This window comes from Streptomyces sp. CLV115 (genome assembly GCF_038448545.1).
In the GTDB taxonomy this organism is placed as follows: Bacteria; Actinomycetota; Actinomycetes; order Streptomycetales; family Streptomycetaceae; genus Streptomyces; species Streptomyces sanglieri.
Map to the genome: position 1 here is coordinate 21,459 of NZ_JBCEWQ010000061.1, position 25,637 is coordinate 47,095.

Consider the following 25,637-nt stretch of genomic DNA (forward strand, 5'->3'; position numbering starts at 1 on the left):
AGCAGAGAAGCGACATGGCCGCTGTCGTCGTCCAGGAGTCGGCCGAGGGTGTCGGCGAGAGGGCGGCGTTCGCAAAGACGTGGTCGCGGCATGATTGAGGCCAGCCGATTACCTGGGAGCCGACGTGGCATGGTCTGAACACGTGGTGGCGCGAGACGGCGTCCGGCTTGTCTGCCGGGACTGGGGCGGGTCAGGACAGCCCATCGTGCTGCTGCACGGCTTGGCCGGTCACGCGGGTGAATGGGACATGCTGGCAGGGAACTTGAGTTCCCGGTATCGGGTCGTCGCGGTCGACCAGCGCGGGCACGGCGCCAGCGAGCGCCACCCGCGGGACGTCTCCCGCGCCGCCTACGTCGCCGACGTGATCGCCGTTGTCGATCAGCTGGCGCTGCCGCGGCCCGTCCTGGTCGGCCAGTCGCTGGGCGGGCACACGGCCATGCTCACCGCCGCGGCACATCCCGGACTCGTCCACGCGCTCGTGCTCGTCGAGGCCGGCCCCGGCGGTGCAAACCCTGACGTACCTGCGGAAATCGGCGGATGGCTCGACTCTTGGCCTACGCCGTTCCCCTCACGTGAAGCGGCAGTCGCGTTCTTCGGCGGCGGACCGGTCGGCGCAGGCTGGGCGGCCGGGCTGGGGGAACGCGAGGGCGGATGGTGGCCTCGCTTCGACCGGGACGTCATGGTCCGCTCGCTGGTGGAGAATGCCCGGCGTTCTTTCCATCACGAGTGGGGTCAGGTCGCGTGCCCGACCCTGGTCGTCCTGGCCCAATCCAGCTTCATCCCCGCGCAGGAGGCCGATGAGATGCTCTGGCAGCGACCTGCCACCATGGCCATGAGCATTCCCGGCACCGGCCACGACCTGCACCTGGAGCAGCCCGAGATTCTGCACACTGCGCTCTCGGACTTCCTGGAGGGAATCGCCTGAAACCTGTGCGTGGTCACAACGACACCAACGCAGCCGTGACCGCGACGGCCAGGAGCAGGCCAGGGGTGTCGGTCACGATGTGCCGCTTGCGGCCCGGCACCTTCTTCCCGCCGTCGTAGCCGCGTGAGGCGGCAGGCACCGGGGCCACGGCCTTCACCGACTGCGCGTCGATGATCCCCGCCGTGGGCTCGGTCTCGCGGCCCTCGCGCTCACGGACCGTCCCGCGCATCCGGTCGTGGAACTCGGCGATCGGCCCGTGCTCGCGCCTGCGGCAGAAGAAGGCGTAGATCCGGGCCCATGCGGGGAAGTCCGGGGGCACCGCCCGCCACGAGATCCCGCCCGCGACCAGGTAGCGGATCGCGTCCAACAGCTGCCGGTGGCAGTAGCCCTCGGGCCGTCCACCCCGCCCCTGGCACCAGGCCGGCACCGGCAGCAACGGCCGGACGGCCACCCACTCCGCGTCCGTCATGTCCGACGGACAGCGGCGCACCCGGTCCGGATGGTCGGCCGCGTTGCCGTACACATGCGCGAGGCAATCGCACGACACGGCGGGCGAGTTGAAGTCAACGTGCCCTGGCACGTACGACAAGGAGCTCTTCCCAACCTGGTGTGGTCATCGTGCAGTTGAGCTGACAACAGGGTGAAGCCCCTGGTAGATGGGTTTTCGACCAGGAGAATCGTCTCAACCAGAGGCTTCGCATGCTTGTCTACCCGTCCGGCATCGACGTGTCCAGCTCCACCCTGCGCTTCCTCGCACACCAATTGCGAGGGCACCGCCGCGCGATCGGGTCCCGGTGGCGGCGGCTGAGCGCCGGCCGCCAAGCCCTCCTCGCGCTCGCTCACCTCCGCGTAGGACACACCTACGCCCAGCTCGCCGCCGGCTTCGCGGTCGGAACCACGACCGCCCACCGCTACGTTGCCGAGGCAGTTGACCTCCTGGCCGACCTCGCCCCCACACTGGCCGAAGCCGCCCGCACCGCGTCGACGAAAGCGTTCGTGCTGCTGGACGGCACTCTCCTGCCGATCGACCGCATCGCCGCGGACCGCCCCTTCTACTCGGGCAAGCACCAGAAACACGATATGAACGTGCAGATTCTCGCCGATCCGTTCGGAAGACTACTGTGGGCCTCACCGGCCCTGCCCGGGGCTGTCCACGATGTCCGCGCGGCCCGTGAGCACGGCATCATCGACGCTCTCACCCGAGTCGGCGCTACCTGCTGGGCCGACAAGGGCTACCGCGGCACCGGCGGCACGGTCCGCACCCCGTACTGGGGGCGCTGGCACGCTCTTTCCGCCGGTCAGCAAGCGGTGAACCGGTCCCACGCGAAGATTCGCGCACTCGTCGAACAGGCCATGGCCACCCTCAAGTCCTGGCGGCTCCTGCGCAAGCTCCGATGCTCCACCACCCGAATCACCGACGTGGTGAAGGCTGTCCTCGTCCTTCTCCACGTATCAACGTGAGGTCGGACATCGCTCAATACGTCAGCCACTCCCTGTCGGGGATCAAGTCATCGATCCATTCCTGGCCTCGCATGGCCCACTGAGGCGCAAGGAACACTGGGCGACAGCGAGCGTGATCACCGTTCTGCTGGCAGCGCAGGACCAACCCCAGACTGAGGAGATACGGCTCCCCGCGGGGCCCGAAGCGCAGGCCATCGACGTACTCGGGCAGAGTCGGATCCTCAAGTGTTGACGCGGTCTCCTCTATCCAAGGTTCGAGTTCCGAGGGCAGCCGGCCAACCAAAGGAGTGCCATCAAGGATGACTTGTGGGCCCCGGCAGGCGTCGACAGCTACTGCCGCCAGGGCCCCGGTCTGCTGGTCGTAGTAGGTGTCGATGCCAACCCCGTCGAAGGGATACCACCGCGCGTACATCTCGCCCCATCCCGTGATCGGCTCGCCCAGAGCAGCTGAGACTTCGTCCTTGCTCTGACCAAACCGCATGGGCCCCACCGACTTCAATGGGACCCATGTCCACTCAGGACGCTCCCCGTCCCACAGGAACCTTTCCGCCCACCAGACCAACGAACCCACCCCTAATCGGCACGTGCGTGCAGGAAGCATTATCTCAAGGCGTGTCAGGGAAGGGGCCATGCACCTGCCTGCGGCGCCCGTCCCAGAAATCTGGAACGGGCGCTGGGTGGCTGGTGGCGCCACCGCCTGGCCAAGGGGCGCGGGCGAAGAGCGAAAATGCGGGCAGCCGACCGGGGCTGCGCCGCATCTTCACGATTGTCCAGGCAGCTCTCGTCCAACCTCACGCACCAGCATGAGGTTGGAAAGGGCTCAAGGACAACAGGGCCTCCGGGAACCACTCGGAATGGGATCGCACCCCCGAGCTACCTGGAGGCCCTGCTTTCACGCGCGGAAACCGCCGCAGTCACCCGATCGAGACTCCCGTTCGATCGACAGCCTTCGAGATCGGTACGGGCAACAACCACTCACGTGTCGGGATGCTCCGGCAGGGCGAGCCAGTCCGACCAGGAGATCTCGCGGCCGAGGAAGCGCGGCTGCTCGAACGGCCAGTCGGCGGCGATCCACTGCGGCACCAGCGCGTCGAAGGCCTGCTCGACCTTGCTGCCCACCAGCTCGTCGACCACCCACCAGGAGATCTCGCCGTCCGCGCCGGCCCTCTCCGGTGGGTCGATGTAGACACAGCCGAGCAGAGCTGTCTCCGCCGCGTCGAACAGCGCGTAGTTGAAGGACTGGTGTGCGGCGATCTCCTTCTCGTGCCGCAACAGGTCGGCCTGGTCGGCCTCGTAGGTCATGGTGGCCGCGGGCCAGCCCCAGGCCGGGCCGAAGATGGTCCACAGCCGCTCGCGCGAACCCATCACAGCCGGATAGTCGAGCGGGGTGTCCGCCTCCCGGATCGGCCGCAGGTGATGGCCACCGCCCGGCAGCGGTACCAGGACGGGGTGGACGAAGTCATCGGGAAGCCAGCTCATGGCGCCCGACCGTAGCAGCGCGCGGCCGTCCGCTCCCCTGGATTTTCCCCGTATACCGCCAGGCCCTGCTCTCATGCCGGGCAGGGCCCACGATCACCTGATTCGAGACTCCCGTTCGATCGACAGACTCCATGATCGGTATGGCAACGGCTTCTCAACTCAAACCTCGCCCAGGCCCCTGGCGCACCCGCTCGGGAAGAGCGCTCAGGAGGGTGTCTGCCGGCCGCTCGCCAGGCCCGCACGGATGTTTTCACCCGAGTTCGATATCAAGTGGCCGCCTCCGGAATTCCGCGAACTGTTCGCTTCTCGGATACGACAATTCACCCAGTCGGTCTACTGGTCACCGGTGGGGTTCGGCAGCCGAAGGAAGAGTGCTTTCCGCGTACGCGCCGTAAGGCTCAGCGCGCACCGAAGAATGTAGCGTGCTGCCCGGCCCGACCGCGGGTCCAGTTACAAGGAGCCGGAAATGCTCAACGGATTCAAGAACTTCCTGATGCGCGGCGATGTCGTCGTCGTAGCCGTGGGCCTCATCGTCGCATTGGCCTTCAGTACCCTGATCAAAGCGTTCACCGACGCTGTGGTCAATCCCCTCATCGCGCGTGCCCAGGGTGGCCATTCAGTCGGATTGGGGTGGCAGCTCGGCCAAGCCGGGAACAAGGCAACATACCTCGATATTGGTTCCTTCATCTCGGCAGTCATCTACTTCATCATCTTCATGGCCGTCGTCTACTTCCTCATCGTCGTGCCGTACAAGCACTATTCGGCACGACGCGGCGTGGCCGCCTTCGAAGAGCCGGGACCGGTCAAGACTTGTCCGGCCTGCCTGTCCGAGGACCTGCCGGCCGCTGCTAAGAAATGCCGGTACTGCGGAACCGAGCAGTCACCCGCGACCGGAACACCACGACCCTGATGAAACGACCGTTCCGGAGGATCGCCTGTCCAGATCCCGGAGTGCGCCCTTGCGGGCACGGACGTGGTCCGTCAGTTCGGCTGGGGTGGCCCGCTGTCCGGGGCGCAGGACCACGGTGGCGGTGACGGCTTCGCCCCAGTACGGGTCGGGTGTGCCGTAGACAGCGTCGGCGGCGACGGCCGGGTGTGTGGCGAGGGCCTCCTCGACTTCGCGCGGGCGTGCCGTACGGCGTCGTCGACCAGGTACTCGGCGGCGTCGCGAGGCGGCAAAGGCGACCGGTGTCGGGCCGGCATGCGTCCGCTGTCACCACACCCCGCCTGGGACTATCTCCAGAAGCAGGTCCACCACCAGCACGAACAGTCGACTTGACGGGCTGGCGGCACGTCGCACCGGAAGCTCCCGGTGCGGCGGGACTCCATCGCCGTCAGGACGCGGCCGCGCGCGCCGCCTCCAGTTCGGCCACCAGCCGCACAACCCGCTTGTTCCGGGCTCGGCCAAAACTGTGGCCCGACAGCATGTGCAGCTGGTCCGTCCCGCCGGAGACCAGCACCAGCTCCGGGACGTCGGACGAGTAGACCGTGCTCGCCAGGACGGCCACCCGAACCTCCCGGATGTCCGCCCACGCGTGGGAGCGTGCGTTGAGCAGCCCGGAGTATCGCAGTCCGTCCGGCCCGTAGCGGACGCCGAACACCGGTGAGCGGAACGTCAGCACCGCACCCGGCACGCCGAGGATGACGACCGGGATCACGTGGACCACACGGCTCACGCCCGCCGCCATTATGACGGCGAGCAGCAGGCACGCGCCGCCCATCAGGAAGTAGCTGATCGCCCCGAGGGGGCGCCTCTTCCGCATGTCTGCCCCCAGTTCCGTGGCGCGCGGCGTCGTCCGAGGTCCCGGACTGCCGCGATCACCCGTGGATCAGCTTACGAACGGCGGGCCGCACCGCCAAGGGCGGGCACCGGCGAGATCTGCGGCTCCCGGTCCCGCCGCGGCTTCAGGAGTGGGGCGGCGGAGTCGTCGGCGTGTCCGGGTGGTGCGGGCCGGCTGGGTTGCGGGGGTCGGGTGATGTGGATGAGTACGGGAGGCACGAGGGCTCTTGCCGGGACAGCATCGGGATGCTCCTGGCGAAAGGTGCTGGTCATTCCCCAGATGTCGAAGGTCGAGCCGTACGCGGCGATCCGTCGTGGCCATCGCGGCGGCATGTCGATGCGGGAGCTTGGGCGCAAGCACGGCGTCACATGGCGGACGGTGCTGAACTCGTCCTGGCCACAGCCTCGCAGGAAGCTGCCGCCCCGGTCCACCACACTCGACCCGTACAAGCCGGTGATCGACGAGATCCTGCGCGCGGATCTGGATACGCGGCCCTTGCCTGGGCGCGGTCCGGCGAAGAGGCCGCCGCCCCCTTCCTGACCGGCTGACCGCCCCGGTGGCCGGCCAGGGGTGCGCGGCTACCTGCCCGATCTGGTCCAGAACTGACGCGGCGCGAACCCCTCGCGCCGCAGCCAGTGTTCGGTATAAACGATCCGCTCGGCCTCGATCACGACGAGCGGCCCCAGCGGGGGTTCGTCGAGGGAACGCGACCGCTCCACATGGTCGGACTGCCAGCGGAAAGCCGGCCAATAGTGCTCGAAATCGGGGTCTTCTTCGGATAGCACGCGAGCCTGTCCGAAGAGCTGAGCGCCTCGGCTGCTTGCCTGACCGACCAGCGGAGCGAAGACTCCCGCTGACACCCGGGGGTCCGCGGCGAGGTTTCTCATCTTCGGCGAACCTGCTGCTGCGGAGAACATCAGCGCGAAGTCGAGATGGTAGTACCGGACAGGAGTCGCGAGCGGCCCCTCCGGTCCGGCCGTCGCGATCACGCACATGTTCTGCGACGACAGCAGGTTGAGTATGCGCTCTTCCAAGCGCTCGGGTTCGAGCCGCTTCTTCGGGGACGGGCCGGCCAGCCACGGGTTGGTCACAGGCATGATCGAGTGTCCCATGTCCCTCCCGGGCTCTCCAGAGTTCGGACAGCCGCAGCCGTCGGCGGTGCCGTCAGAAGTCGTCGGCATCTCCTCAGCTGTCGATCGCCGAATACCGTCGCAAGTCATCGACAATCGCTGTCGCTTGAAGCGAACGAAGCCACCACCCGGGCGTGCGGCAACCGAAGCGCGCTCCCGCTCGCGAGTTCGGTCACTGGTTCAATCGCCATACCTGTCCGGCCCCTCCGGCTCTGCCTCAGTAAATGCGTACACATCGCCCCGGCGGCCGGAAGCTCCCACCGCAGGTCGCGATGTTCATCGCAGCGGCCCTGTCGCGGTGAGCCTCTTCCAACCTCACACTGAGGTGCAGAGGTGGAGCGCGTCGGCGAAAATCCATTGCGATTCCCCGTGATGATCGCCTTACGGTGCTCTTCATGGTCTTCGAGATGCCGTACCAGCCGCTTCCGATCGACCAGTCGGACGTGCGCTACGTCCACGGACCCGACTCCGTTGTACAGCCGGGCGTACCTGCAGGTGAGACGGTCGCGTTCGACTGGAGCGGCAGCGCTGTCTACCCGGGAACCTTCCGGAAGTTCTGGGTCCATGTGCCTGCGCGGTACGACGCTGCGGAACCGGCATCCTTGATGGTGTTCCAGGACGGATGGTGGTACCTGGATCCCGAAGGGCAGGTCCGCGGCGCGACTGTCCTGGACAACCTCGTTCACCATGGCGACATCCCCGTCACCATCAGCGTGTTCGTCGACCCCGGCGTCTTCCCGGACGCGGAGAACCCCAAGAACCGTAACAATGAGTACGACGCCTTCAACGACCGCTACGCCACCTTCCTTCTCCGCGAGATCATCCCGCAGGTCACCGAGCGCTACGCCATCGCCCAAGCGCCCGAACGGTGGGGCATCTGCGGCGGGAGCAGCGGCGGCAACTGCGCCTTCACCGCGGCATGGCTGCGTCCGGACAAGTTCCGCCGCGTCATCGGATACCTGTCCAGCTTCGCCCAGATGCCGAACGGCAATCCGTACCCGGCCCTCATCTCCCGCGTTCCCCGCCAGCCGCTGCGTATCTTCATGCAAGCCGGCCACCGCGACCTGCACTGGAATGAGCCCGGACGGAACTGGCTCGCTGAAAACCTGCGCGTAGCAGCTGCTCTCGCTGAAGCGGGCTACGACTTCCGCCTTGTCCTGGGCGACGGCGGGCACAGCCCCAACCACGGAGGCGTCCTACTGCCGGATGCACTCCGTTGGTTGTGGCGGCCGGGGCAGGATTGACCGCCCCGGCCCTTGGAGCCCGGCAGCAGCGGGGGACGGAGCCCCTTCCCTCGGCGCTGGGAGCGGCGAGTTGAGCGACGCCCGGTCGCGTGACGTGGCGAAGCTCCTGGTGGACGAGCTCACGACCAAGATCATCTGTTTGACCAGGAGCTGCGTCGTGCTTGTCTGCCCGTCCGCGATCGACCTGTCCAGCTCGCACCTGCGTTCCCTGACCCGGCAGCGGGCCGGGCGGCGCCGTCAGGTCGGCACCCGCCGGCGGCGCCTGCCCTCTCATCGTCAGGCCCTGCTCGTTCCGGCCCACCTGCGCTGCGGCGACATCTACGCCTGCCTCGCCTCCTCCTTCGGCATCGGCCCAGCCACGGTCTTCCGCTGCGTCCAAGAGGCCGTGAATCTCCTGGCCGCCCTGGCTCCCACCCTCCAGCAGGCCGTCGGGCGCGGGGCGGCCAAGGCATTCGTCATCCTGGACGGCACCCTGCCGCCCATCGACCGAATCGCCGCCGACCGCCCCTTTCACTCCGGCAAGCACAAGTGACATGGCATGAACGTCCAAGTCCTCACCGCCCCGTTCGGCCGCCTGCTGTAGGCCTCACCTGCGCTGCCCGGCGCCGTGCACGACATCAAGGCCGCCCGCATCCGTGCCGTCGGCGAGCAAGCCATGGCCACTTGAAGGGCCGACGGCTCCTGCGGAAGCTCCGCTGCAGCACGAACTGCATCACCGGCCTTGTGAAAGCCGTCCTCGTCCTTCACCACGCATCAAAGCGAGGTTGGAAAAGGCCCAGTAGATCCGGTGTGTACTGCGACAGAGCCCCTGACGGGCCCCAGGTGACGGAAGAGGGCGCGTCGCGTAGCCGTTTGTGCCTGCCCCTACTGCTCGTTTCGGGGGCCGAAGGACGCCTGTGCGGCGTTTTCCTGGGCGAGGGCTTCGTGCCGGCTGGTCCATCCGGTTGCCTGGCGCAGCGACTCGAACTCCCGTTGCAGGGTGGTGGCGGAGGTGGTTCGGGTGTCGGTGCTGATGGTGACCGGCAGTCCATCGGCGAGCAGTGGGATGGCGGGGTGGTTGGTGAGGCTGGGGACGGCACCTGTCTGCACGTTGCTGGTGGGGCACATCTCCAGGGCGATTCTGTCGGTGCGGAGCCGGTTCAGGAGTGCTGTGTCGGATGTGCAGCGGACGCCGTGGCCGATGCGGCGGGCGCCGAGGACGTCAATCGCTTCCCACATGCTCTTCGGGCCCGCGGCTTCTCCGGCGTGGACGGTGCAGGGCAGGCCGGCGCTGTGGGCGAGGTCGAAGGCGGCCCGGTGGGGCTGGGCGGTGTACAGGGTTTCGTCGCCGGCGAGGTCGAGGCCGGCGACGACGTTCCGGTGTCGCAGGGCGGTCTCGGCGACGGCGAGGCTTTCGTCCGGGCTCTGGTGACGCAGGCAGCACAGCAGCATTTCGGTGCCCACGCCGGTGGTGGCCCGGCCCTGGGCCAGTCCTTCGGCCACCGCTCGGACGGCTTCGTCGGGGGTCATGCCGTGGCGGCCGTGCAGTTGCGGGGCGAAGCGAACCTCGCCGTAGACGACGCCGTCGGCCTTCCAGTCCTCGACCAGTTCCCGGGCGGTCCGGGTGAGGGCGTCGGGAGTCTGCAAAACCTGCAGGGGGAGGTCGATGTAGGTCAGGAAGGTGGTCAGGCTGCCGCAGTGGACCGGGGCCACAACCAGATCCTCGACCGGCCGGTCGAGGGCGATGCCCTGTTCCCGGGCGAGGTCGCCGACGGTGTCCGGGCGGACGGAGCCGTCGAGGTGGCAGTGCAGTTCGTAGCGCGGGATCCGCGCTGTGGGGGTGCTCATGAAGTCGGTCCAGGGGGTCAGAGGGTGGAAGGAACTGCGTCGGCAAGCGGCAGGCCGTCGGGCACGGGTGTGGTGACGGTGTCGAAGAGGAGCTTCTTGAAGCCGCTCTCGTCGACCCGGCGGACCAGGGTGAGGTTGGGGGCGGGAGCGGACACGCGCCGGTCGATGATCATCTGTCCGCGTGTGTCGTCGGTGACGGAGATCTCGACGTGGGCCTGTTCCTGTTGGGTGATCAGGTCGGGCTTGAGCGCCACGGCCATGGCGACGGGGTCGGGCAGGTCGTAGCCGGCCAGCCCGGTGACGTCGCGGGCCCAGTCGGCCACGGTGCGGTTGATGCGGTGCGCGAACGTCGCCATGGGAGTGCCGGCCTGTTCCAGGCACCGTTGGTCGGCTTCGGTCATGACGGCGTCCTTGCGTGAGACGTCCCAGCCGATCCACGTGACCTTCTCCGGGGTGGCGGCCTGCGTGACGATCCGGGCGGCCTCGGGATCGGCCCAGACATTGAACTCGGCGCTGGGCGAGATGTTGCCGCGCAGATCGGCGGCGCCGGCCATGCAGTACACATGCCGGTAGCGGGTGAACAGTTCGGGGTCACGCACCAGGGCGGCGGCGATGTTGGTGAGCGGGGCGAGCGTGACCAGCGTCAGCTCTCCGGGGTGCTCGCGAGGGTAGGACAGCAGGGCATCGACCGCATGAGTGCTCTCGCAGACGGCGGCCGGGTCGGGCAGTCCGATGTCGCCCATGCCGTCCTCGCCGTGCACGTGCTGGGCGCTGGAAAGGGTCCGCGTCATCGGACGGGCGCAGCCGGGGTGGACGGGAATGTCGGTGCGGCCCGCGGTCTCAAGGGAGATCAGCGCGTTGCGGGTCCCGGTCTCCACGGGCACGTTGCCCGCCACCGTGGTCACCGCCCGGATGTCGCCCAGTCCGCTGGCGGCGGCGAGCAGAAGAGCGACCGCGTCGTCGGATCCGGTGTCGGTGTCAATGATCAAGGGAAGGGCAGGCACGGGTGTGCTCCGTTCGTTTGAGTCGTGCGGGTGGGGCGGGTAGGAGAGTGCGGGTCCGTGCCCGGTCAGCGGGCCTGCATGCGGACGAGGTCACGCGGGCGGGGCAGGGCGCCCCGGGCGCCGAGCGCGGTGACGGCGAAGGCGCCCGCGGTTGCGGCGGCGGCTGCCGCGCGGGTGAGGGGGCTGCCGTGGGCGAGTTCGGCGGCGAGCGTGCCGCAGAAGACGTCCCCGGCGCCGGTGGTGTCGACGACTGTCACGGTGGGGGCAGGAAGGTGTTCACAGCGCCCCTCCTCGGCAACCAGCACCCCGTCACCGCCCAGAGTGACCACTGCGCCGGAGGCCTCCTCTGCCAGGGTTCGGGCGGCGGCGCGGGCGTCAGCGGCTCCGGTGAGCTGCCGGGCTTCGACCTCGTTGACCACCAGCAGCGGCCGGTGCTCCTCGGGCCATGCGGGCAGAATCCCGGCCGGGGCCGCGTTGTGCACCCACCGCGTACCCGGCGGCAGACTGCCGGCGACAGCCTGGAGACAGGGCAGGGGGACCTCACCACTGGTGAGGATCACGTCCGCGGCCTGCGGTTGGAGCACCGTCAGGGCGTCGGTGACGTCCTGGGCCGACAGCAGTGCGTTGGCGCCGCTGATCACGGCGATGCTGTTCTCGCCGTCCGGGTCCACCATGACCAGCGCCTGGCCAGTCGGCGCGGACGTCTCGGTGATCACTGTGTCGACGCCGACCGAGGCGCCGCGCAGGTTGGCGAGCGCCTTGAGCCCGTTGGCGTCGCCGCCGACCTTGGCCACCAAGTGGGTGGCGGCTCCCATCGTGGCGGCGGCCACGGCCTGATTGGCGCCCTTCCCGCCGAATCCCTCCGTGAAGGAGGTCACCAGCACCGTCTCGCCCGGGGTGGGAAGGGCGGGACAGCGCAGGATCCGGTCGAGGTTGACCGAGCCGACGGCCATCACGCGGCCTGCAGAGCGTCTGTTCATATTTCATGTCTAATCGTTTAGATGAGAGGATGCAAGGGCTATGACGAACCGAGAAGGCAAGGCGCCGACACTGAGGGACGTGGCCCGCGCGGCCGGGACCTCGACAGCGGTGGTCAGCTACGTAATGAACAACGGACCCCGACCGGTCGCGGCCGAGACCCGCGAGCGGGTACTGGCCGCCGCGGCCGAGCTGGACTACCGTCCCAACCGCATCGCCCGGGCCCTGCGCTCCCGCACCACCGGCGTGGTCGGCCTGATCCTGGCCGATGCCTCCAACCCCTACTTCGGGGCGCTGGCCCACCACATCGAGCAGACGCTGGACAAGCACGGAAAACTCACCCTGATCGGAAACGCCGGCTACTCCCCCGACCGGCAGAAGCACCTCGCCGACAAGTTCCTCGCCGCCCAGGTCGACGGGCTCATCATCGTCTCCGCCGACGGCGGCGCCGACGTCGCCACCCATGCCGAGCGAGCCGGCGTTCCGGCCGTGTATGTCCACAACCAGCCCGAAGACGGGCAGGTCCCGGCCGTGCCCGCCGACAACGAAGCCGCCGTCCAGAAGGCCGTTGCCCACCTGCGCAGCCACGGGCACACCCGCATCGCCTTCCTTGCCGGACCCCACGACGCAGGCCCCGTCGGCCGACGCCGCGCCGTCTGGGAAACGGCCTCCGCCCACGCCGACGCCCCCCTGCTGCGCTGCGAGTACGCCCGCGCCGCGGCAGCCGCCCTGACCAGGCGTCTGATCAGCGAGGACGCCATGCCCGCCGCGCTCATCACCGCCACCGACGAACAGGCCATCGGAGTCCTCGCCGGAGCCCGAGCCTCTGGGCTGCCCGTCCCCGACCGGCTGGCCGTCATCAGCCTCGACGGCACCCCTGACAGCGCCTACACCGCCCCTGCCCTCACCGCCACCGAACAACCCCTGCACACCATGGCCCAACAGGCCGTCGCCCTCCTCCTCAACGGCTCCTCCCCCCAGCCCTCGGCACACGCCTCGCTGGTCCTGCGCCAAAGCTGCGGCTGCCCACCCGCATAGGGAGCCGGGCACTGCTTCCCCGACAGAAAACCGGCCCCGTCCGGGAGATCGCCAACTCCTGTGCCTGTCCTGCCAAGCGTGGGTCTGAGCCGGTCGCGAGAATCGAGCACAGAGAGTTCCCGGACCAACCCGGCGACAGCCTCGGGCCGGCCGCCGCCTCCCCTGACTCGCGCAGTGCCGGATCCACGGCGGCACGTACAAGCTGCCCCGGCACCGGGACGGCCCGAGCTCGCCCGCAAAACGGAAACCACTCAAAAGGCCTTCCGAATCCGAGACGGCTGAAGGCCCAGCGGAGGACTCCTTGGTCGACGTGGGGGCGGCCGGTGCGGTTCAGGGCAGTAAGGGTGAGGGTGTGGGCGGTGAGGCGGGCCCAGTTACGGCAGGTAGGCCAGCTCCGGGGCGGCGATGTGCTGGACATCGTCGATGACCGGCACACCCGGGGCCTGGAACGCCTTGAGCAGCGCGAGACGTTCCCGTCCAGCTCTTCGAGCCGGGCCCACAGCGTGTCGTCCAGCAGGAACCCTCCACGTCGGCAGGCCGGTTCCGTCTGGCCCTGACGGGCCCTCGCGAGCCAACACAAGGCCGTGCGTACGGACACTCCGGCCGTCTCGGCCGCGATCCTGACACCGACTGACTGAACTGCCTCCTTCACTCGGACGGGAGTTCCCGCCCGAGTCGTCCGGCCACTGTCGGACAGTGGCGGGACACAGTTGTGTTCACTGCTGTGGCCCGGAGTCCCTGGCGGCGGAGCGGGCTGCCGCTGCGGTTCGGTGGATGTGCGTCAGCAGCCGCAGCATGACTCCGGGGTCGGTGACCAGTACGCGCCCGTCGGGCTGCGGGTGCAGTGTCCTGGCTGCGCAGGGAACGATGGTGCGCGGGCCGACGAGGTTGCAGCGCGCGCCGGTGAGCAGTTCCTCGGCGGAGGTGAACGGAGAGGGCAGTGGTGTGACGGCGGCCTCCGTGGTCAGTACGGCGGTCGGCAGGGCCGGCAGCGGAGAGCCCGTGGGCGGCCGGCCGAGCCAGTTCAGGGCCGTGGACCAAGGCCATGGCAGTGGCCCGTCGGCTTCGGGCAGCACGATCAGCAGCGCGTGCGCGTCCGCCACCAGCGCCCGCAGCTTCCGCACCTGCGGCGGGAGGGAAGAGGTGCCGGGGTCGGCGTGCGCGGGCAGATCCTCGGGCACCTGGCACAGGTCGATGCGTACGCCACTGGGCCCTGGCCCGGCGAGTGCGCGCAGCAGAAGTTCCCCGAAGGGGTCGGTGGTCGCGCCGGCGAACAGGCCGAGCATACGTACTTCGTCCATGGTCGTCCCTTTTCCAGCGGGAGTTCGACGACAGGGCCCAGGGCTCTGGCGCATGTACGGCAGCGCCCCGTCGGGCCTGCGGTGACGTGGTCCGACGCGGCGCTGCGGGGGTCAGCCCTGCCGTGCCGCCCTGGGGCGCAGCCGGCGGGCGATCAGCATGCCCGCGATGGAGAGCAGGCCGGTGAGGACGAAGACGCCCAGCAGTGCGGTGCGGGTGGAGCCGCCGTGGTTCTGGGCGAATGCGATGGCCGCGCCGCCGAGCCCGGCGATCACGCCGGTCGCCAGGGTCTGGGCGAGCTGCAGCGCGCCGCTGGCTTCACCCTGCTGCTCCGGCGGGGCCTGCTCCAGGGTGTCGGTGGTGGAGGCGTTGAAGCCGATACCCATGCCGAGGCCGCCGATGGCCCATCCGACCAGGGCGGTCCAGGAGGGGATTGCGCTGGTCAGGATCGTCAGCGCAATCAGCGCGACGCCCGCCAGCAGGATGGCGAAGCCCAGCACGGTGGAAGCCGCGCGCGTGCCGTGACTCCCGTTGTCCCGCTTGGCCTGCATGCCTGAGCCGACAACCCAGGTGAGAGCTCCGGCGGACAGGCCCAGACCGGCCAGCGTGGTGCCCATGCCCCGCAGCTGCTGCAGCCCGAGGGGCAGGAAGGCTTCGCTGCCGAAATAGACACCGCACAGCAGGCCACGGACGACGACACCCGCACCGAGGCCGGCCCGGGCGCTGAGGGTGCCTTCCGGGGTCACCCGGCGCAGGGCGGGCACAGCAATGGCGACACCGGCCACGGCCAGCACGATCAGCAGGGCGAGGTTCTTCAGCAGCAGCGCCTGGAGCAGTACGTCGGTGCCCACGGTGAGCAGAATCGCGCTGGGCAGCGGACGCCTCCACCACAGAGCGGCCGGGGCCGGGGCGGTGGCGGCTGCTTCCGCGCGGTGCAGGCGGCGCAGGCCGGGCAGGGTGAGCAGCGCGGCCACCGCGGCAATCGGCAGCATGAGCAGGAAGACCGAGCGCCACGTGATGAGGTCGGCCAGGATGCCTGTGACAGCGGGGCCGACGAGGGAAGGGATCGTCCAGGCCGAGGACACCAGGGCGTACATCCGGGCCCGCAGGCGCTCGGGGTAGGCAAGTCCGATCATGGTGTAGGCCATGGACATGATGGCTCCTACGCCCAGGCCCTGTCCGAAGCGGCCGACAAGGAAGAGCGGCCAGGAGGGTGCGGCGCCGGCCACCACGCAGCCCGCCGCGAAGACGAGCATGCCCAGGGCCATCGGGCGCCAGGGGCCCCGGCGGTCGGCGGCGCGCCCGGCGAGCACGGTGCCGATGATGTTGGCGAGCATCAGTGCCGACAGGCCCCACCCGTAAGCGCCCAGGCCGTCGAGGTCCTCCGCGATGCCGGGCAGCACGGTCGCCACCCCGAGGGACTCGAACGCGACCATGCCGACCGACAGCAGGACGCCGAGGGTGAGCGCGCGGTACGTGCCCGAGAAGACGCTCTCCTTACCGGCTCCGTTCTCTGCGGGGGCGGAGGGTGGGGCTTCGTCAGGGGCGTGCGCGGGGTCGCTGTCCGTCGCGTCGGCGGAAGTGTGGGACATGGCGTGGACTCCAGGAGAGATTTCATTCCGTTCCACAACGGAACATAATTGAATGCTACCTATACTTGCCGCATGGTCAACACCAGCAGCGACGGAGGCAGAGCCGGTGCCCGCAAAACCTCCGGCAGGCCGCGGGACACCCGAATCGACGAGGCCGTGCCCGAAGCGGTGATGGAGATCCTCAACGAGGTCGGCTACGGCAGCCTCACGCTGGAGGCGGTGGCCGCCCGCGCCGGTACGAGCAAACCCGCGCTGCGTCGCCGTTGGCGCTCCCGTCAGCACCTGGTCGTGTCGGCTCTGGCCCGGACCATCGGCACTACGCCGACCCCCGACACCGGCTGCACGCACTGCGACCTCATCGCCGGTATCGGCACCCTCAGCGAGGCGTTCACCAGCACCGTGGGCCGAAGAGCACTGCCGGGGCTCGTCGCGGACCTCGCCGACGACCCCCGACTGGAAAAGGAGTTCAAGGACACCTTCTTCCATCCGCGCCGCGCCACCACTGCCGAAGCACTACGTCGCGGCATCGACCGGGGTGACATCCGGCCCGATGCGGACATCGATCTTCTGCTGGACATGCTGGCGTCGACCACGTACTACCGCGTGCTCTTCGGGCACCTGCCCATCACGCCAGAACTTGCCGAAGACGTCGTGTCGGTGGTCATGGCGGGCATCGCCACCAAGCGGTGGCGTGACGAGCACGGTCCCTGCGGCGGTCAGGCGGACGAGTAGGCGGGCGGCAGGAACACCGTCGGCTACTCGCGCCGGCTGATCAGCTCACGCATGGCGTGGGAAACAAGGGTGTTCGGCCCTTCCCACACGGCGTGGGAAACAAGGGTGTTCGGCCCTTCCCACATGGCGTGGGAAACGTGAGTGTCCGGCCCTCCCCACACCAGCACGATCGGCGCCCTGACCAACTGGTGCGCACTCCCCCGATCAGGGTGATGAATGCGCGCTCGCCCGTGCTGCGTCGTTTGCCTCTGCCCGCGGGGCGGCAGCGCAGGCGGTGGCACAGCCGGGTGCGGGAGCAGGGCCGCGTGGCGATCCGCCCCGTCCACCGACAGGCGTACAGAATGCTGTCCGCCGTCCGTCATGCGGCCCCGTCGGCCCCAGGTGCGTCCTTCGGGCGGACGGCGGGTGAAGCGTGCCTTGCACCTGAAGGAACGTCCGCCGCTGCTTCAAGCCCTCCCCCGATGCGATGCCGGAGTCGACCGGTCTTTCGCCCCCGGTGACAGCAGACGATGAAGCACAGATGGTTCGCCGCAAGGGATGCCCGCCGTCAGTTCGCCCACTGTCAGTTCGCCCGCTGCCAGTTCGCCCGCCGTCAGTTCGCTTCCGGCCCGAACCGGCGCTTGTACGTCGATGGTGTGATGCCGGTCTCGCGGCGCATCAGCATGCGCAGATTGGCAGCGGTGCCAAGCCCGCTGCGCCGCGCGACCATCTCGAACCGGGACTCACCTCGCTCGATCAGCCGGCACGCCAGAGCAAGCCGTTCCCCCGTCAGCCACGCCAGCGGCGTCGTGCCCAGTTGCGCCTGAAAGCGGCGATGCAGAGTCGCCGGACTGACCGCCGCACGCGCGGCAAGGTCCGGCACCGTGAGCGGTGAGTCCAACCGTTCCTGAGCCCAGGCCAGGACTGGCGCCAGAGACTCGTCCGGCAGGTCGGGCATGGGACGCTCCACGAACTGCCGCTGCCCACCGTCCCGGTGCGCCGCGAAGACCAGCCGCCGGCTCACAGAGTTGGCGACCTCCGCGCCGTAGTCGCGGCGAACCACATGCAACCCGAGATCGAGAGCCGCTGCACTCCCTGCAGCGGTGAGGATGTCACCGTCATCCACGAACAGCACGTCTGTTTCGAGCTGGACAGAGGGGAAGCGGGCCCGGAAGGAATCCGCCCACTGCCAGTGCGCGGTGGCCCGGCGCCCGTCGAGGACTCCGGCCTCGGCCAGTGTGAAGGCGCCGCTGCAGAAGCCGACCAGGCGCGCACCGCGGAAGTGTGCCCGGCGGATGGCATCGAGCACCGCGGGACGCCGGGGCACTTCGATGTCCGGGCGGTTGGGGACGATCAAGGTGTCCGCCGCGTCGGCCGCTTCCAGGCCGGCGACTCCCGTGAGCGTGAAGAATCCGTCTCGCATCAGGGTGCGGGGCTCGGGGGAACAGAGCCTGAAGTCGTAGAGATCACGGCCGATCTCCGGTCTGCGCAGACCGAAGACCTCGGTCGCGCAGCCGAGCTCGAAGGGGTTCGAGTTCTCGTCCACGATCACGACGACCCGGTGTACGCCCGCCGCATGAGCGGCGTGCGAGGATTCTTTCGCCATATGCAATTTCTAGCACTCACGGCGACCGTGCGAAACGGTCCAGGATGAGTCCATGAACAGCGAACCCATCCCCCTCAGCAAGGCTCTGGCCTCCTTCGATGTCCTGTGGAGCCCCCGCATCGTCACGCGCGTCAATGACTATGACGTCCGCATCGCCAAGGTCGAGGGCGAACACGTCTGGCACGTCCACGACGACACCGACGAGTTCTTCCTCGTACTCGACGGCGAACTGCACATCTCCCTGCGCGAGCCCGACGGGGAGCGCACGGTCCTGCTTCCGCAGGGGGCGGTCTTCACCGTCCCCCGAGGCACAGAGCACAAGCCGCACGCTCCGTCCGGCGCCGCAATTCTCATGTTCGAGCCCACCGGGACACCGACCGTGGGCGATCGCCACGACGAGATCCCGGACCACGTCGACGCAACGACCGGACACGCCCTCAACATCTGACCCCGACCGGCTTCGGACACGCCACTGCCCATGACGTCGGCCTGTCACCGGGTCGGTTGCGTTCACCGACTGCCCGGCGGGAACGGCACTCCCGCGAACGAAGCGCGCCACATCGGCTCGTGGGTCGACAACGCCCGCAGGCGGGACGCAGGAGCAGGGTGACCGGCATGGGCGGTGGCAGCCGGCCCCGGACGCCGACCAGCCCCACGAGTACCTCGACCTGCGGGCCTGCCCGGCGCGGCGGGAGCGAGGACCGCACAATTTCTGGCGCATCGCACTAGCGGGGGGTGTCCTGGCCGCCGACGAGGCGCTCACCCCGGCGGCCTTCGGCGACTCGCTCGCTCCCCTGCTCGGCACCGACGCGGCCGCCGACCTGGTGGGACTGTACGACTTCCTGGGTACCCTCGCGGACAACGCGATCGCCCCCGACCGCTCCGCCCAGGCACTGCTGGTCCCTCGGCTCCGGGATCGTGTGCTTGATCCGGCGTCTTCGCAGATGTCTGCGGCTGCGGCGGGAACGCGCGGGGGCGGTTCGGGCAGTCCGGGCGGTTCGGGCAGTCCGGTCGCTCACGGCGCGCGGGTCGGACCCTGCGAGCCGCACGACAGGGTGGCTCTGGGCCCACCCCGGTGGGGGTGCTGGACCGCTGGTGGGCCGAACGGGCCGTTCATAGCGTTGTGTTCATGATGGATGACACGAACGAAGAACGAAAAGGCGCCACCCGGCGGACGGCGCTGCGTGGGCTGGGACTCGCAGCGGGGGGCATGGCGCTGGCCACCGGGCTCGGAATCTCGCCGGCCGCGGCGGCCCCGCGTCGCGGGATCGGAACTTACGTGCTGGTGCACGGTACCCACAGCGCCGGCGCGTTCTGGATGCCGATTGCGCGGGAACTGGTGCTGCGCGGCCACCGCGTCGTCATGGTGGACCAGCCGCGGCACGGCGCGGAGGCTTTCGTGGCGGAGTCGTACCAGCGGCAGGACCTCACAGCGATGGCGGTCGAGCCCTCCCCGCTGAAGGGCCTCGGGCTGGACGACTACGAGGCGCGCGTCACGGACATCGTGCGGCAGGCCGCACGGAACGGCCCGGTGGTGCTGGTCGGGCACAGCCTGGGTGGCGTGTCGGTCAGCCGTGTCGGCGAAGCCGTCCCGCACCTGCTTCACCACATCTGCTACATGGCGGCCTTCTGTCCCAGCCGCGTCCTGCCCACGGCGGACGCCTGCACGGCGGCACCCGAGAACGCGAACGCCGTCAGCCCGGTGGAGCTGACGGTGGGTGACCCGGACCGGCTCGGGGTATTGCGGCTGAACTTCCGTACGAATGTCAGCAGTGAGTTGGCCCTCCTGAAGGAGATGATCTGCGCGGACTACCCCGACGCCGACTTCCGCCGGATACTGGCCGGCATGCAGACCGACGAGCCCGTCGCCGCCTATGCGGGCCGAGCGGTCGGCCGGGCCGGCAACTGGGGACGCATACCCCGCACTTACCTGCGTTTCGGCAGGGACCGTACGATCGCCACCGCGCTCCAGGACAGAATGATCGCGGAAGCCGACGCGTCCACACCCGGCAACCGCTTTCGTGTGCACGATTTCCCCGGGGCGTCACACGTCGGCCCTCTGGATCCCACCCCGGTAGTGGACGTCCTGGACACGCTCGCAGGGTAGGGGGCTGGAGCGTGTCTCCTTGATCGGTTGGTCAGTTGATCGGGTGTGTCCGTCCGATTAGTGATCACTGATGCGATGTGGAACCGGATCGAGCCGCTGATGCCGGCCTATCCGGTCCGCGGTCGGCGGTGGGCCGATCAACGCCGAACCTTGGAAGCCATCGCGTGGAAGTACCGCACCTGCTCGCCGTGGCGGGACCTGCCGGACGGGCTCGGCTCGTTCCGGACCGCTCACAAACGCCTGATCAGGTGGGCTTTGGACGGCACCTGGGAAGGCATCCTCGCCGCAGTTCTGGGGGCGGCCGACGCTGATGCCGACATCGGCTGGACCGTCTCGGTGGACTCGACCGTCTGCCGAGCCCACCAGCACGCCGCCGGAGCCAGAAAAAACGGGCGCCAGACCGGGCCGAACCTGACGACCAGGCCCTCGGACGCTCCCGAGGCGGCGCGGCCTGGCCATGCGAACGGACAGGCTCGCCATCGCCTACCGGGCCGCACTCCACCTCGCCGCCATCCTCATCTGGACAGCCGATTGACCGCCGAAGTATGCCCGCGAAGATGGCCACATGGACGATCTCGTGAAGTTCCTCATCGCACGCATCATGGACGACAACCACGCCTATGCGTACGTGGTCGACACCCTGGGCGGCGAGGCTCTACTCGACAGTCATCTCCCAATGCTCGACCTGACCGAGCAACTGGCGCACGACTACAAGGCCATGGATCCCTCGGACTCCCGCTCGGCCGGCCTGGGATACGCGATTCGAGTCCTTGCCCAGTCATACGCCGAGCACCCCGCCTATCGCCAGGAATGGCGCCCATAGCCTCTCAAGGAGACACGCCCCGGGCCCTTTCTTATGGATCTAGAGCTGACGACACTGGGGCCGCGCTGGGGACAGCTGGTCTGAGCATGTGAGCGAGGCTGAACCGCTGCTGCTTGCGGATGTCTATCCCGCGCTGGTGTCGTTCCTCGATGCGGCACTGGTGTCTGAGGGAGAGTTCGCCCTGGCCCAGGTCGTAGTGGGCCTGCGGTTCCACGGGTGGTGCGGGTGCAGTCCGGCCTGCACTTACCTTCGAACGGCTCCGACTGGCTGTGCCGACAGCGCCTGGATCCATCTCGACGACGATGCGCCCCGCGTGTGGCTTCAGTTCGACCGGGACCATGCTTCGTTCGCCGGAATGGAGATCTGTGAGTTCGAACTGGGACCAGCCCCGGCCCTCGACCTTGACCGGCCTTCAGGGATGGGCTGATCCCCGCGGCCGTGCCGTTCTGGTCATACGATCGGTAGCCCGGCTGTGCCGTTGACTGACGCGCAATGGGCGCGGACAGAGCCGTTGTTGCCGGACCGGACACCGAAGCGGGGTGGGCGGTGGCACGATCACCGGCAGGTGATCGACGCGATCGCGTGGAAATTTCAGACAGGATCGCAGTGGGTGCACCTACCGGCTGAGTACGGCTCATGGAAGGGCGTCTACACCCGGCTTCGGAACTGGGCAGTCGACGGCACTGCCCGCCTGCCACGACGCCGTGCTTGCAGCCAGGGTGAGCAAATAGTCGTGCGTGTCCAGAATTGAACGGTCGGCAAAAACACTCGGCGGGTTGCCTCCCGGACGGGGCCTGAGGAGCGGGGCTCCAGGATCGGGGCGCGGCGGGAAGGCGTGGGTCGGTCGGGGGCGTTGTACCGGTTGGCGGGGGCTGCCCCCGGTCCCCATTGGTGGGTCTGGGGGGCCGGGGACCGGTTCGTCACGGGAGCAGCCGGCAGCGCTTGCCGAGCTGGGCGTGGACCGGGCGTAGAGCCGGACAGCTTCCCGGCCGCGAGTGACCCTGGGCGCTGTAGGCGTTCGAGTACTGGGGCGCACCGCCGACGGTGCGGCTCTGCCCCTCCTGTTCTCGGGCCCGCCTGGTTCCCTCCTCGAAGTCGTCGCCGATCCCCGGGTCCGCCGGCGTGGGCGTCGGAGTGCCGGTAAGAACTCTGTCACCAGCCGCAAATGGTGGTGATCTTGCAGGGGTGTCACCTGTGTGGGTGACACCGGGGCCGTACAGCCGCGCGGGGTGAAGCCCCGAGATGCCGGTCGACGACTGTGTCCCGTACCCCTACGGCTTCGGGCGCCCGCGCTGCTGCCACTCCTCGTCGCCCATGCACTCTCAGCCGAGGAGTGTCGTCAGGACCAGTTCGTAGAAGACGAGGTAGGCCAGTATTGAAAAGGGAATGGCGGTCAGGAGGGTCAGCCCGCGTTCTCTGTGGGTGCGGCCCATGAGCAGGGGCACGAGAACCAGAACGGCGAGGCAGGTCCATGCCTGGGGGGCGTAGTGCAGAACCCAGGCGTAGTGAATGGCTTCCGTGCCGAAAACGCCCGCCAGGGCGGCAAGGCCGATGACGCGACGGCGCGGGCTGCTGCCTCGCCACCAAAAGCCCGCCACCCCGAAGAGGGGGCCGGCGATGAACGCCATGCCGAGCCAGACGAGGGGAGCGAACAGAGAGCCCATGCCGTCGCGCGCGACCTCCGCATAGCCGTAGTAGCCGACGACGAGTCCGGACTCGGCGAACAGGCCCGCAACGGCGGCCGCGGGCAAGCCGACCTTCCGGGCCAGCAGCGCGCCTGCGACGAACGCGGCGACGGACCAGACCCCACCGGAGTTGGCGATCTGATTCCACGCACCCGGAAGCCAGCCCTGGAGCAGATTGGTCAGGACGCCGAGAAGGAGTCCTCCGGCGAATGCCGACGCCGTTGCGTAGGCCCAGGCTCTTCCGCTCGTATCGGGCACTGAGGCGATGACAGGGGACGCGCTCATGGTGGTGCTCACTTCTCTGTCCAAGACTGCATGGCTCACACCTCTTGGTGCAGTTGTAAAGATGCGTGGTGCCAACGTCGCGTTCCCCTGACCTGCTCTTCCCCGGCCCCCCTGGGATGCGGTAACGAGCGGCGAACCAAGTGACAAGTTGCCCTCTGTGGTCGACGTGCCGAGCAGCGCATAGTGGTAGAAGACGCAGTGGAGGATGCTCTACGAGTCGACAGCGCGGGCCGATGAGGTGCTGTGCCTCAACGTGGAAGACCTGCCCCCGCAGGACAAAAGGGGCAGGATCACCGCCAAGGGCGGGGCGACCGAGTGGATTCACCGGCAGTCCGGCACCGCCAGGCTCCTGCCTCGCCTCATCCCGCCGCACGCCGCCGGACGTGACCCTCGCCGTTTGCGGCTGGTGACAGCGTTCTTACCGGCACCCCATGTCCGCCCCGCCGCCCGACCCGCTGCCCGACCCGCTGCCCGACTCGCTGTTCGACTCGCCGTTCGACCCGCTCTGGATCGGTGCCTGTCACGGACGCCACAACGGCACCCGGGCCACCGTCACCGCCACCCGAGACGACACCGGCCCCGAGCCCTACGCCTGCACCTGCACCTGCACCTGCTGGTCGGCCTCGACGCCGCCCCGGCCGATCTCAACAGCCCCAGCCGGGCCCCCGGCCGACGGCCAACCCAACTGATCGACCTCGGCATGCCCGTCTCCACCGACACTCCGCCCCGACCGAGGGGTATGCGCTTCGGACGGCTCTCAGTGATGCCAGGGCAGCTGAATCGGATCAGCGGGGACATGCCCAGCCACCAGCTCGGTCACCAGCTTGGCCAGGCCGAAGGGATAGACCGTCTCATCAGTGGCTGCCAGGTCGACGATGGGCCACCAGCGATACCCGGCATGGTACTTGCGCTCATGCGCCTCCTGGCCAGTTGCATCAACCTGGTGGCTCGTGACGCGAAGCTGAAAGAAGACGTCCTGGAAGATGCCTTCGGCCCATCCGACATCTGCGTATCCGGAGGTCTCCGCGACTGCTGATCCCAGGGCGGCCGGCTCCACGGACAGGCCCGTCTCTTCGCGAAGCTCGCGGGCTGCCGCCTCTGCCAGGGTCTCCCCGTCCTCGACGCCACCGCCGGGCGTGCACCATCCGTGACCGCTCTCGGGAGCCTCTGGGTCGACATGGAACTTCAGCAAGAGCAGGCGGTCCAGCTCATCGATCAACAGAACACGAGCGGATGTGCGGCGATAGCTTCCCCGGTCAGACATGCCAGCAGCGTAGTCGGGGCGACGTCGACAGGCCGCTGAGTTTCGCGCCACTGACAGTGATCTCGTTGGGCCGGAGAAACCACTTCAAGGCGGTGAACGACACCCTGGGACACGCGGTCGGCGACACCGTCCTCTCCGCGATCGGCGCCCGGCTCACCGCGTGGGCGGGTCCGCGCGCCACCGTCGGCCGCGACCGGCCGGCCCTGCGCCTGGCTCGTTCTCCAAACGGGCCCCCGCCAGGTCGGCTTCGGCGCTGTGACGGCCGAGCTCAACAGCCTCGATCGATCTCCGACCGATGACCGGCCGCAACTGGTGGACCTGGCATGCCAGTCTTCACCGACCACGCACCCTCGCCCCGGCAGGGACCGGGAGGGCCCGGACAACCGGCCCTGATCCTGTCAATGAGCGAGTTCGGCTCGGCGAAGGCTGCGGAACACCGCCGGGGTCGTCCACCCGCGCAACGTGGCGTGAATCGCCGACCGGAATGCGGTTTCGGCGGTGGCGTCGTCGAGGGCCCCAGCCAGTTCGAGAGTCACCAGTCCGTGCAGGGTGGCCCAGATCGACAGGGCGATCGACGTTGCTTCGCCGACCAGGACGGACGCCGCCAACGCGCGATTGATCGCTGCGAGGAGCGGAAGGATCGGGTCACTGGCACCGACCTCCCCTGACGGGTCGAAGGACTGCACACCACCGAACAGCACCGTGTACAGGTGGCTGTGTCCGCGCCCCCAACGGCGGTAGGCGACGGCCAGCGCGTAGAGGTCGGCGAGAGGGTCCGCGGAGGTCTGCGTCGCCGACAGGTCCTGGAACAGGCCGGTGACGGCTCTGTCGCGCGCCGCACCGATCAGCCCGTCCTTACCGCCGAACAAGGAATACACCGCCGTGGTCGACGCCTCGGCAGCAGTGGCCACGGCGCGGACCGTGAGCGACTCCCGCGGACGGGTGGCGAGCATCTCGGTCGCGCACTCAACAAGCCGCTCTTTGACGGCCTCGTCGTTCGTTCTCGGCCTACCCATGACCAGCAGCCTACCTTCTTTGATAACGTCGTTTTGAAACAGCGTTCTGAAACTGCTGGAGGTCCGCCGTGCCCACGTCCGCCATACGCCTCGTCCGCTTCATCGGACGCCTACTGCTGACCCTGGCCGCCGTCGCGACGCTGATCGTCGTCTTTCTCGCACTGATCGCCCTCACGGACGGGGCGGGCTCGGGGCTCGCGGCATGGCTGACGACCCTCGGAGTCGGGGCGGTCCTCGCGATGTGGCGCGGGCGGCGCCGCACTTGGCCGGCGCGGCTCGTGCCGTTCCTCCCGGTGGCGGTCGCGGCAGCATTGACGGCGTCGGTCTGCATTCCGACCGTGCCGACGGCCCGGCGGTACCCGCCCGCCCTGCCCTTCGTGAC

28 protein-coding genes and 5 pseudogenes are annotated in these 25,637 nt (G+C 68.9%); 17 read left to right on the plus strand and 16 right to left on the minus strand.

Features of this window, described 5'->3' with window-relative positions:
- Positions 1-205 precede the first annotated feature (205 nt).
- Positions 206-925, plus strand: a complete 720-nt coding sequence (locus tag AADR41_RS21520) for an alpha/beta fold hydrolase (protein ID WP_342283018.1) — start codon at positions 206-208, stop codon at positions 923-925.
- Between the two features lie 28 nt (positions 926-953).
- Here AADR41_RS21520 and AADR41_RS21525 read toward each other — a convergent pair.
- Positions 954-1,394, minus strand: a pseudogene (locus AADR41_RS21525) (transposase); the annotation flags it as partial.
- Positions 1,395-1,624: 230 nt separating this feature from the next.
- Here AADR41_RS21525 and AADR41_RS21530 point away from each other — a divergent pair.
- Positions 1,625-2,386, plus strand: a complete 762-nt coding sequence (locus AADR41_RS21530) for a transposase family protein (protein ID WP_342283020.1) — start codon at positions 1,625-1,627, stop codon at positions 2,384-2,386.
- A gap of 13 nt (positions 2,387-2,399) precedes the next feature.
- Here the strand turns inward: AADR41_RS21530 and AADR41_RS21535 are convergent, their stop codons facing one another.
- The gene (locus AADR41_RS21535; protein WP_342283021.1) at positions 2,400-2,867 is read right to left on the minus strand and encodes a hypothetical protein; all 468 of its coding nucleotides are present in this window, start codon (positions 2,865-2,867) and stop codon (positions 2,400-2,402) included.
- Positions 2,868-3,361: 494 nt separating this feature from the next.
- Complete coding sequence (locus AADR41_RS21540; RefSeq protein ID WP_342283022.1) at positions 3,362-3,865, minus strand: N-acetyltransferase; 504 nt, start codon at positions 3,863-3,865, stop codon at positions 3,362-3,364.
- A gap of 466 nt (positions 3,866-4,331) precedes the next feature.
- Between AADR41_RS21540 and AADR41_RS21545 the strand changes: the two genes are divergently transcribed.
- Positions 4,332-4,775, plus strand: a complete 444-nt coding sequence (locus AADR41_RS21545) for an MscL family protein (protein ID WP_342283023.1) — start codon at positions 4,332-4,334, stop codon at positions 4,773-4,775.
- On the opposite strand, the pseudogene AADR41_RS42940 reads toward AADR41_RS21545, so the two are convergent.
- Together AADR41_RS42940 and AADR41_RS21555 are read right to left on the minus strand one after the other, a co-directional pair.
- Positions 4,746-4,973, minus strand: a pseudogene (locus tag AADR41_RS42940) (AMP-binding enzyme); the annotation flags it as partial. The gene AADR41_RS21545 and the pseudogene AADR41_RS42940 sit on opposite strands and share 30 nt — an antisense overlap.
- Before the next feature lie 226 nt (positions 4,974-5,199).
- Positions 5,200-5,628: a hypothetical protein gene (locus AADR41_RS21555; RefSeq protein WP_342283024.1), complete on the minus strand. Its 429-nt coding sequence runs from the start codon at positions 5,626-5,628 to the stop codon at positions 5,200-5,202.
- 297 nt (positions 5,629-5,925) lie between these two features.
- Here AADR41_RS21555 and AADR41_RS21560 point away from each other — a divergent pair, with 297 nt between their 5' ends.
- Positions 5,926-6,186 (plus strand): hypothetical protein, encoded by a 261-nt coding sequence (locus AADR41_RS21560; RefSeq protein ID WP_342283025.1) that lies wholly within the window; start codon positions 5,926-5,928, stop codon positions 6,184-6,186.
- Between the two features lie 38 nt (positions 6,187-6,224).
- Here the strand turns inward: AADR41_RS21560 and AADR41_RS21565 are convergent, their stop codons facing one another.
- Positions 6,225-6,743, minus strand: a complete 519-nt coding sequence (locus AADR41_RS21565; protein WP_342283026.1) for a pyridoxamine 5'-phosphate oxidase family protein — start codon at positions 6,741-6,743, stop codon at positions 6,225-6,227.
- Between the two features lie 428 nt (positions 6,744-7,171).
- Here AADR41_RS21565 and AADR41_RS21570 point away from each other — a divergent pair, with 428 nt between their 5' ends.
- Positions 7,172-8,020 (plus strand): alpha/beta hydrolase, encoded by an 849-nt coding sequence (locus AADR41_RS21570; RefSeq protein ID WP_342283027.1) that lies wholly within the window; start codon positions 7,172-7,174, stop codon positions 8,018-8,020.
- Positions 8,021-8,177: 157 nt separating this feature from the next.
- Positions 8,178-8,776 (plus strand): annotated as a pseudogene (locus tag AADR41_RS21575) (transposase family protein); the annotation flags it as partial.
- 108 nt (positions 8,777-8,884) lie between these two features.
- Here AADR41_RS21575 and add read toward each other — a convergent pair.
- The 3 genes from add to AADR41_RS21590 all read right to left on the minus strand — a co-directional run bounded on the left by add (position 8,885) and on the right by AADR41_RS21590 (position 11,831).
- The gene (gene add, locus AADR41_RS21580) at positions 8,885-9,847 is read right to left on the minus strand and encodes an adenosine deaminase (RefSeq protein ID WP_342283028.1); all 963 of its coding nucleotides are present in this window, start codon (positions 9,845-9,847) and stop codon (positions 8,885-8,887) included.
- Positions 9,848-9,864: 17 nt separating this feature from the next.
- Complete coding sequence (locus tag AADR41_RS21585) at positions 9,865-10,851, minus strand: nucleoside hydrolase (RefSeq protein WP_342283029.1); 987 nt, start codon at positions 10,849-10,851, stop codon at positions 9,865-9,867.
- A 65-nt stretch (positions 10,852-10,916) separates the two neighbouring features.
- On the minus strand, positions 10,917-11,831 hold the full coding sequence (locus AADR41_RS21590; RefSeq protein WP_342283030.1) for a ribokinase: 915 nt from the start codon (positions 11,829-11,831) through the stop codon (positions 10,917-10,919).
- A gap of 40 nt (positions 11,832-11,871) precedes the next feature.
- Between AADR41_RS21590 and AADR41_RS21595 the strand changes: the two genes are divergently transcribed.
- On the plus strand, positions 11,872-12,867 hold the full coding sequence (locus tag AADR41_RS21595) for a LacI family DNA-binding transcriptional regulator (RefSeq protein WP_342283031.1): 996 nt from the start codon (positions 11,872-11,874) through the stop codon (positions 12,865-12,867).
- Between the two features lie 374 nt (positions 12,868-13,241).
- Here the strand turns inward: AADR41_RS21595 and AADR41_RS21600 are convergent, their stop codons facing one another.
- The 3 genes from AADR41_RS21600 to AADR41_RS21610 form a co-directional block, all read right to left on the minus strand.
- Positions 13,242-13,367 carry a hypothetical protein gene (locus AADR41_RS21600; RefSeq protein WP_342283032.1) on the minus strand — a complete coding sequence of 42 codons (126 nt, stop codon included), beginning with the start codon at positions 13,365-13,367 and terminating at the stop codon, positions 13,242-13,244.
- Between the two features lie 216 nt (positions 13,368-13,583).
- Positions 13,584-14,168 carry an NAD(P)H-dependent oxidoreductase gene (locus AADR41_RS21605; protein WP_342283033.1) on the minus strand — a complete coding sequence of 195 codons (585 nt, stop codon included), beginning with the start codon at positions 14,166-14,168 and terminating at the stop codon, positions 13,584-13,586.
- 111 nt (positions 14,169-14,279) lie between these two features.
- Complete coding sequence (locus AADR41_RS21610; RefSeq protein ID WP_342283034.1) at positions 14,280-15,758, minus strand: MFS transporter; 1,479 nt, start codon at positions 15,756-15,758, stop codon at positions 14,280-14,282.
- A gap of 72 nt (positions 15,759-15,830) precedes the next feature.
- Here AADR41_RS21610 and AADR41_RS21615 point away from each other — a divergent pair, with 72 nt between their 5' ends.
- Positions 15,831-16,490 carry a TetR/AcrR family transcriptional regulator gene (locus AADR41_RS21615; RefSeq protein ID WP_342283035.1) on the plus strand — a complete coding sequence of 220 codons (660 nt, stop codon included), beginning with the start codon at positions 15,831-15,833 and terminating at the stop codon, positions 16,488-16,490.
- Between the two features lie 592 nt (positions 16,491-17,082).
- Here AADR41_RS21615 and AADR41_RS21620 read toward each other — a convergent pair.
- Entirely contained in the window at positions 17,083-18,075 is a 993-nt protein-coding gene (locus AADR41_RS21620; protein WP_342283036.1) for a GlxA family transcriptional regulator, read from the minus strand.
- A gap of 52 nt (positions 18,076-18,127) precedes the next feature.
- Between AADR41_RS21620 and AADR41_RS21625 the strand changes: the two genes are divergently transcribed.
- From AADR41_RS21625 to AADR41_RS42945, 6 genes and pseudogenes are all read left to right on the plus strand, one after another.
- On the plus strand, positions 18,128-18,523 hold the full coding sequence (locus AADR41_RS21625) for a cupin domain-containing protein (protein ID WP_342283037.1): 396 nt from the start codon (positions 18,128-18,130) through the stop codon (positions 18,521-18,523).
- A 762-nt stretch (positions 18,524-19,285) separates the two neighbouring features.
- Positions 19,286-20,182, plus strand: coding sequence for an alpha/beta hydrolase (locus tag AADR41_RS21630; protein ID WP_342283046.1), 897 nt, complete (start codon positions 19,286-19,288; stop codon positions 20,180-20,182).
- A 45-nt stretch (positions 20,183-20,227) separates the two neighbouring features.
- A pseudogene (locus AADR41_RS21635) lies at positions 20,228-20,628 on the plus strand (IS5 family transposase); the annotation flags it as partial.
- A gap of 119 nt (positions 20,629-20,747) precedes the next feature.
- Entirely contained in the window at positions 20,748-21,005 is a 258-nt protein-coding gene (locus tag AADR41_RS21640) for a DUF6221 family protein (RefSeq protein WP_342283038.1), read from the plus strand.
- An 88-nt stretch (positions 21,006-21,093) separates the two neighbouring features.
- On the plus strand, positions 21,094-21,432 hold the full coding sequence (locus tag AADR41_RS21645) for a hypothetical protein (RefSeq protein WP_342283039.1): 339 nt from the start codon (positions 21,094-21,096) through the stop codon (positions 21,430-21,432).
- Positions 21,433-21,477: 45 nt separating this feature from the next.
- Positions 21,478-21,756 carry a transposase gene (locus tag AADR41_RS42945; RefSeq protein ID WP_446751087.1) on the plus strand — a complete coding sequence of 93 codons (279 nt, stop codon included), beginning with the start codon at positions 21,478-21,480 and terminating at the stop codon, positions 21,754-21,756.
- 571 nt (positions 21,757-22,327) lie between these two features.
- Here the strand turns inward: AADR41_RS42945 and AADR41_RS21650 are convergent.
- The gene (locus AADR41_RS21650) at positions 22,328-22,987 is read right to left on the minus strand and encodes a DUF6518 family protein (RefSeq protein WP_342283040.1); all 660 of its coding nucleotides are present in this window, start codon (positions 22,985-22,987) and stop codon (positions 22,328-22,330) included.
- A gap of 419 nt (positions 22,988-23,406) precedes the next feature.
- Between AADR41_RS21650 and AADR41_RS21655 the strand changes: the two genes are divergently transcribed.
- Positions 23,407-23,664, plus strand: coding sequence for a hypothetical protein (locus AADR41_RS21655; protein ID WP_342283041.1), 258 nt, complete (start codon positions 23,407-23,409; stop codon positions 23,662-23,664).
- A gap of 68 nt (positions 23,665-23,732) precedes the next feature.
- On the opposite strand, the gene AADR41_RS21660 is transcribed toward AADR41_RS21655, so the two are convergent.
- A complete protein-coding gene (locus AADR41_RS21660) occupies positions 23,733-24,239 on the minus strand; it encodes an NUDIX hydrolase (protein ID WP_342283042.1) in 507 nt (168 codons plus the stop codon).
- On the opposite strand from AADR41_RS21660, the gene AADR41_RS42950 reads away from it, so the two are divergent.
- Positions 24,209-24,538, plus strand: coding sequence for a diguanylate cyclase domain-containing protein (locus tag AADR41_RS42950; RefSeq protein ID WP_446751088.1), 330 nt, complete (start codon positions 24,209-24,211; stop codon positions 24,536-24,538). The two genes, AADR41_RS21660 and AADR41_RS42950, sit on opposite strands and share 31 nt — an antisense overlap.
- Before the next feature lie 99 nt (positions 24,539-24,637).
- Here AADR41_RS42950 and AADR41_RS21670 read toward each other — a convergent pair whose 3' ends face one another.
- Entirely contained in the window at positions 24,638-25,255 is a 618-nt protein-coding gene (locus AADR41_RS21670) for a TetR/AcrR family transcriptional regulator (RefSeq protein WP_342283043.1), read from the minus strand.
- A 68-nt stretch (positions 25,256-25,323) separates the two neighbouring features.
- Between AADR41_RS21670 and AADR41_RS21675 the strand changes: the two are divergent.
- A pseudogene (locus AADR41_RS21675) lies at positions 25,324-25,637 on the plus strand (alpha/beta hydrolase); the annotation flags it as partial.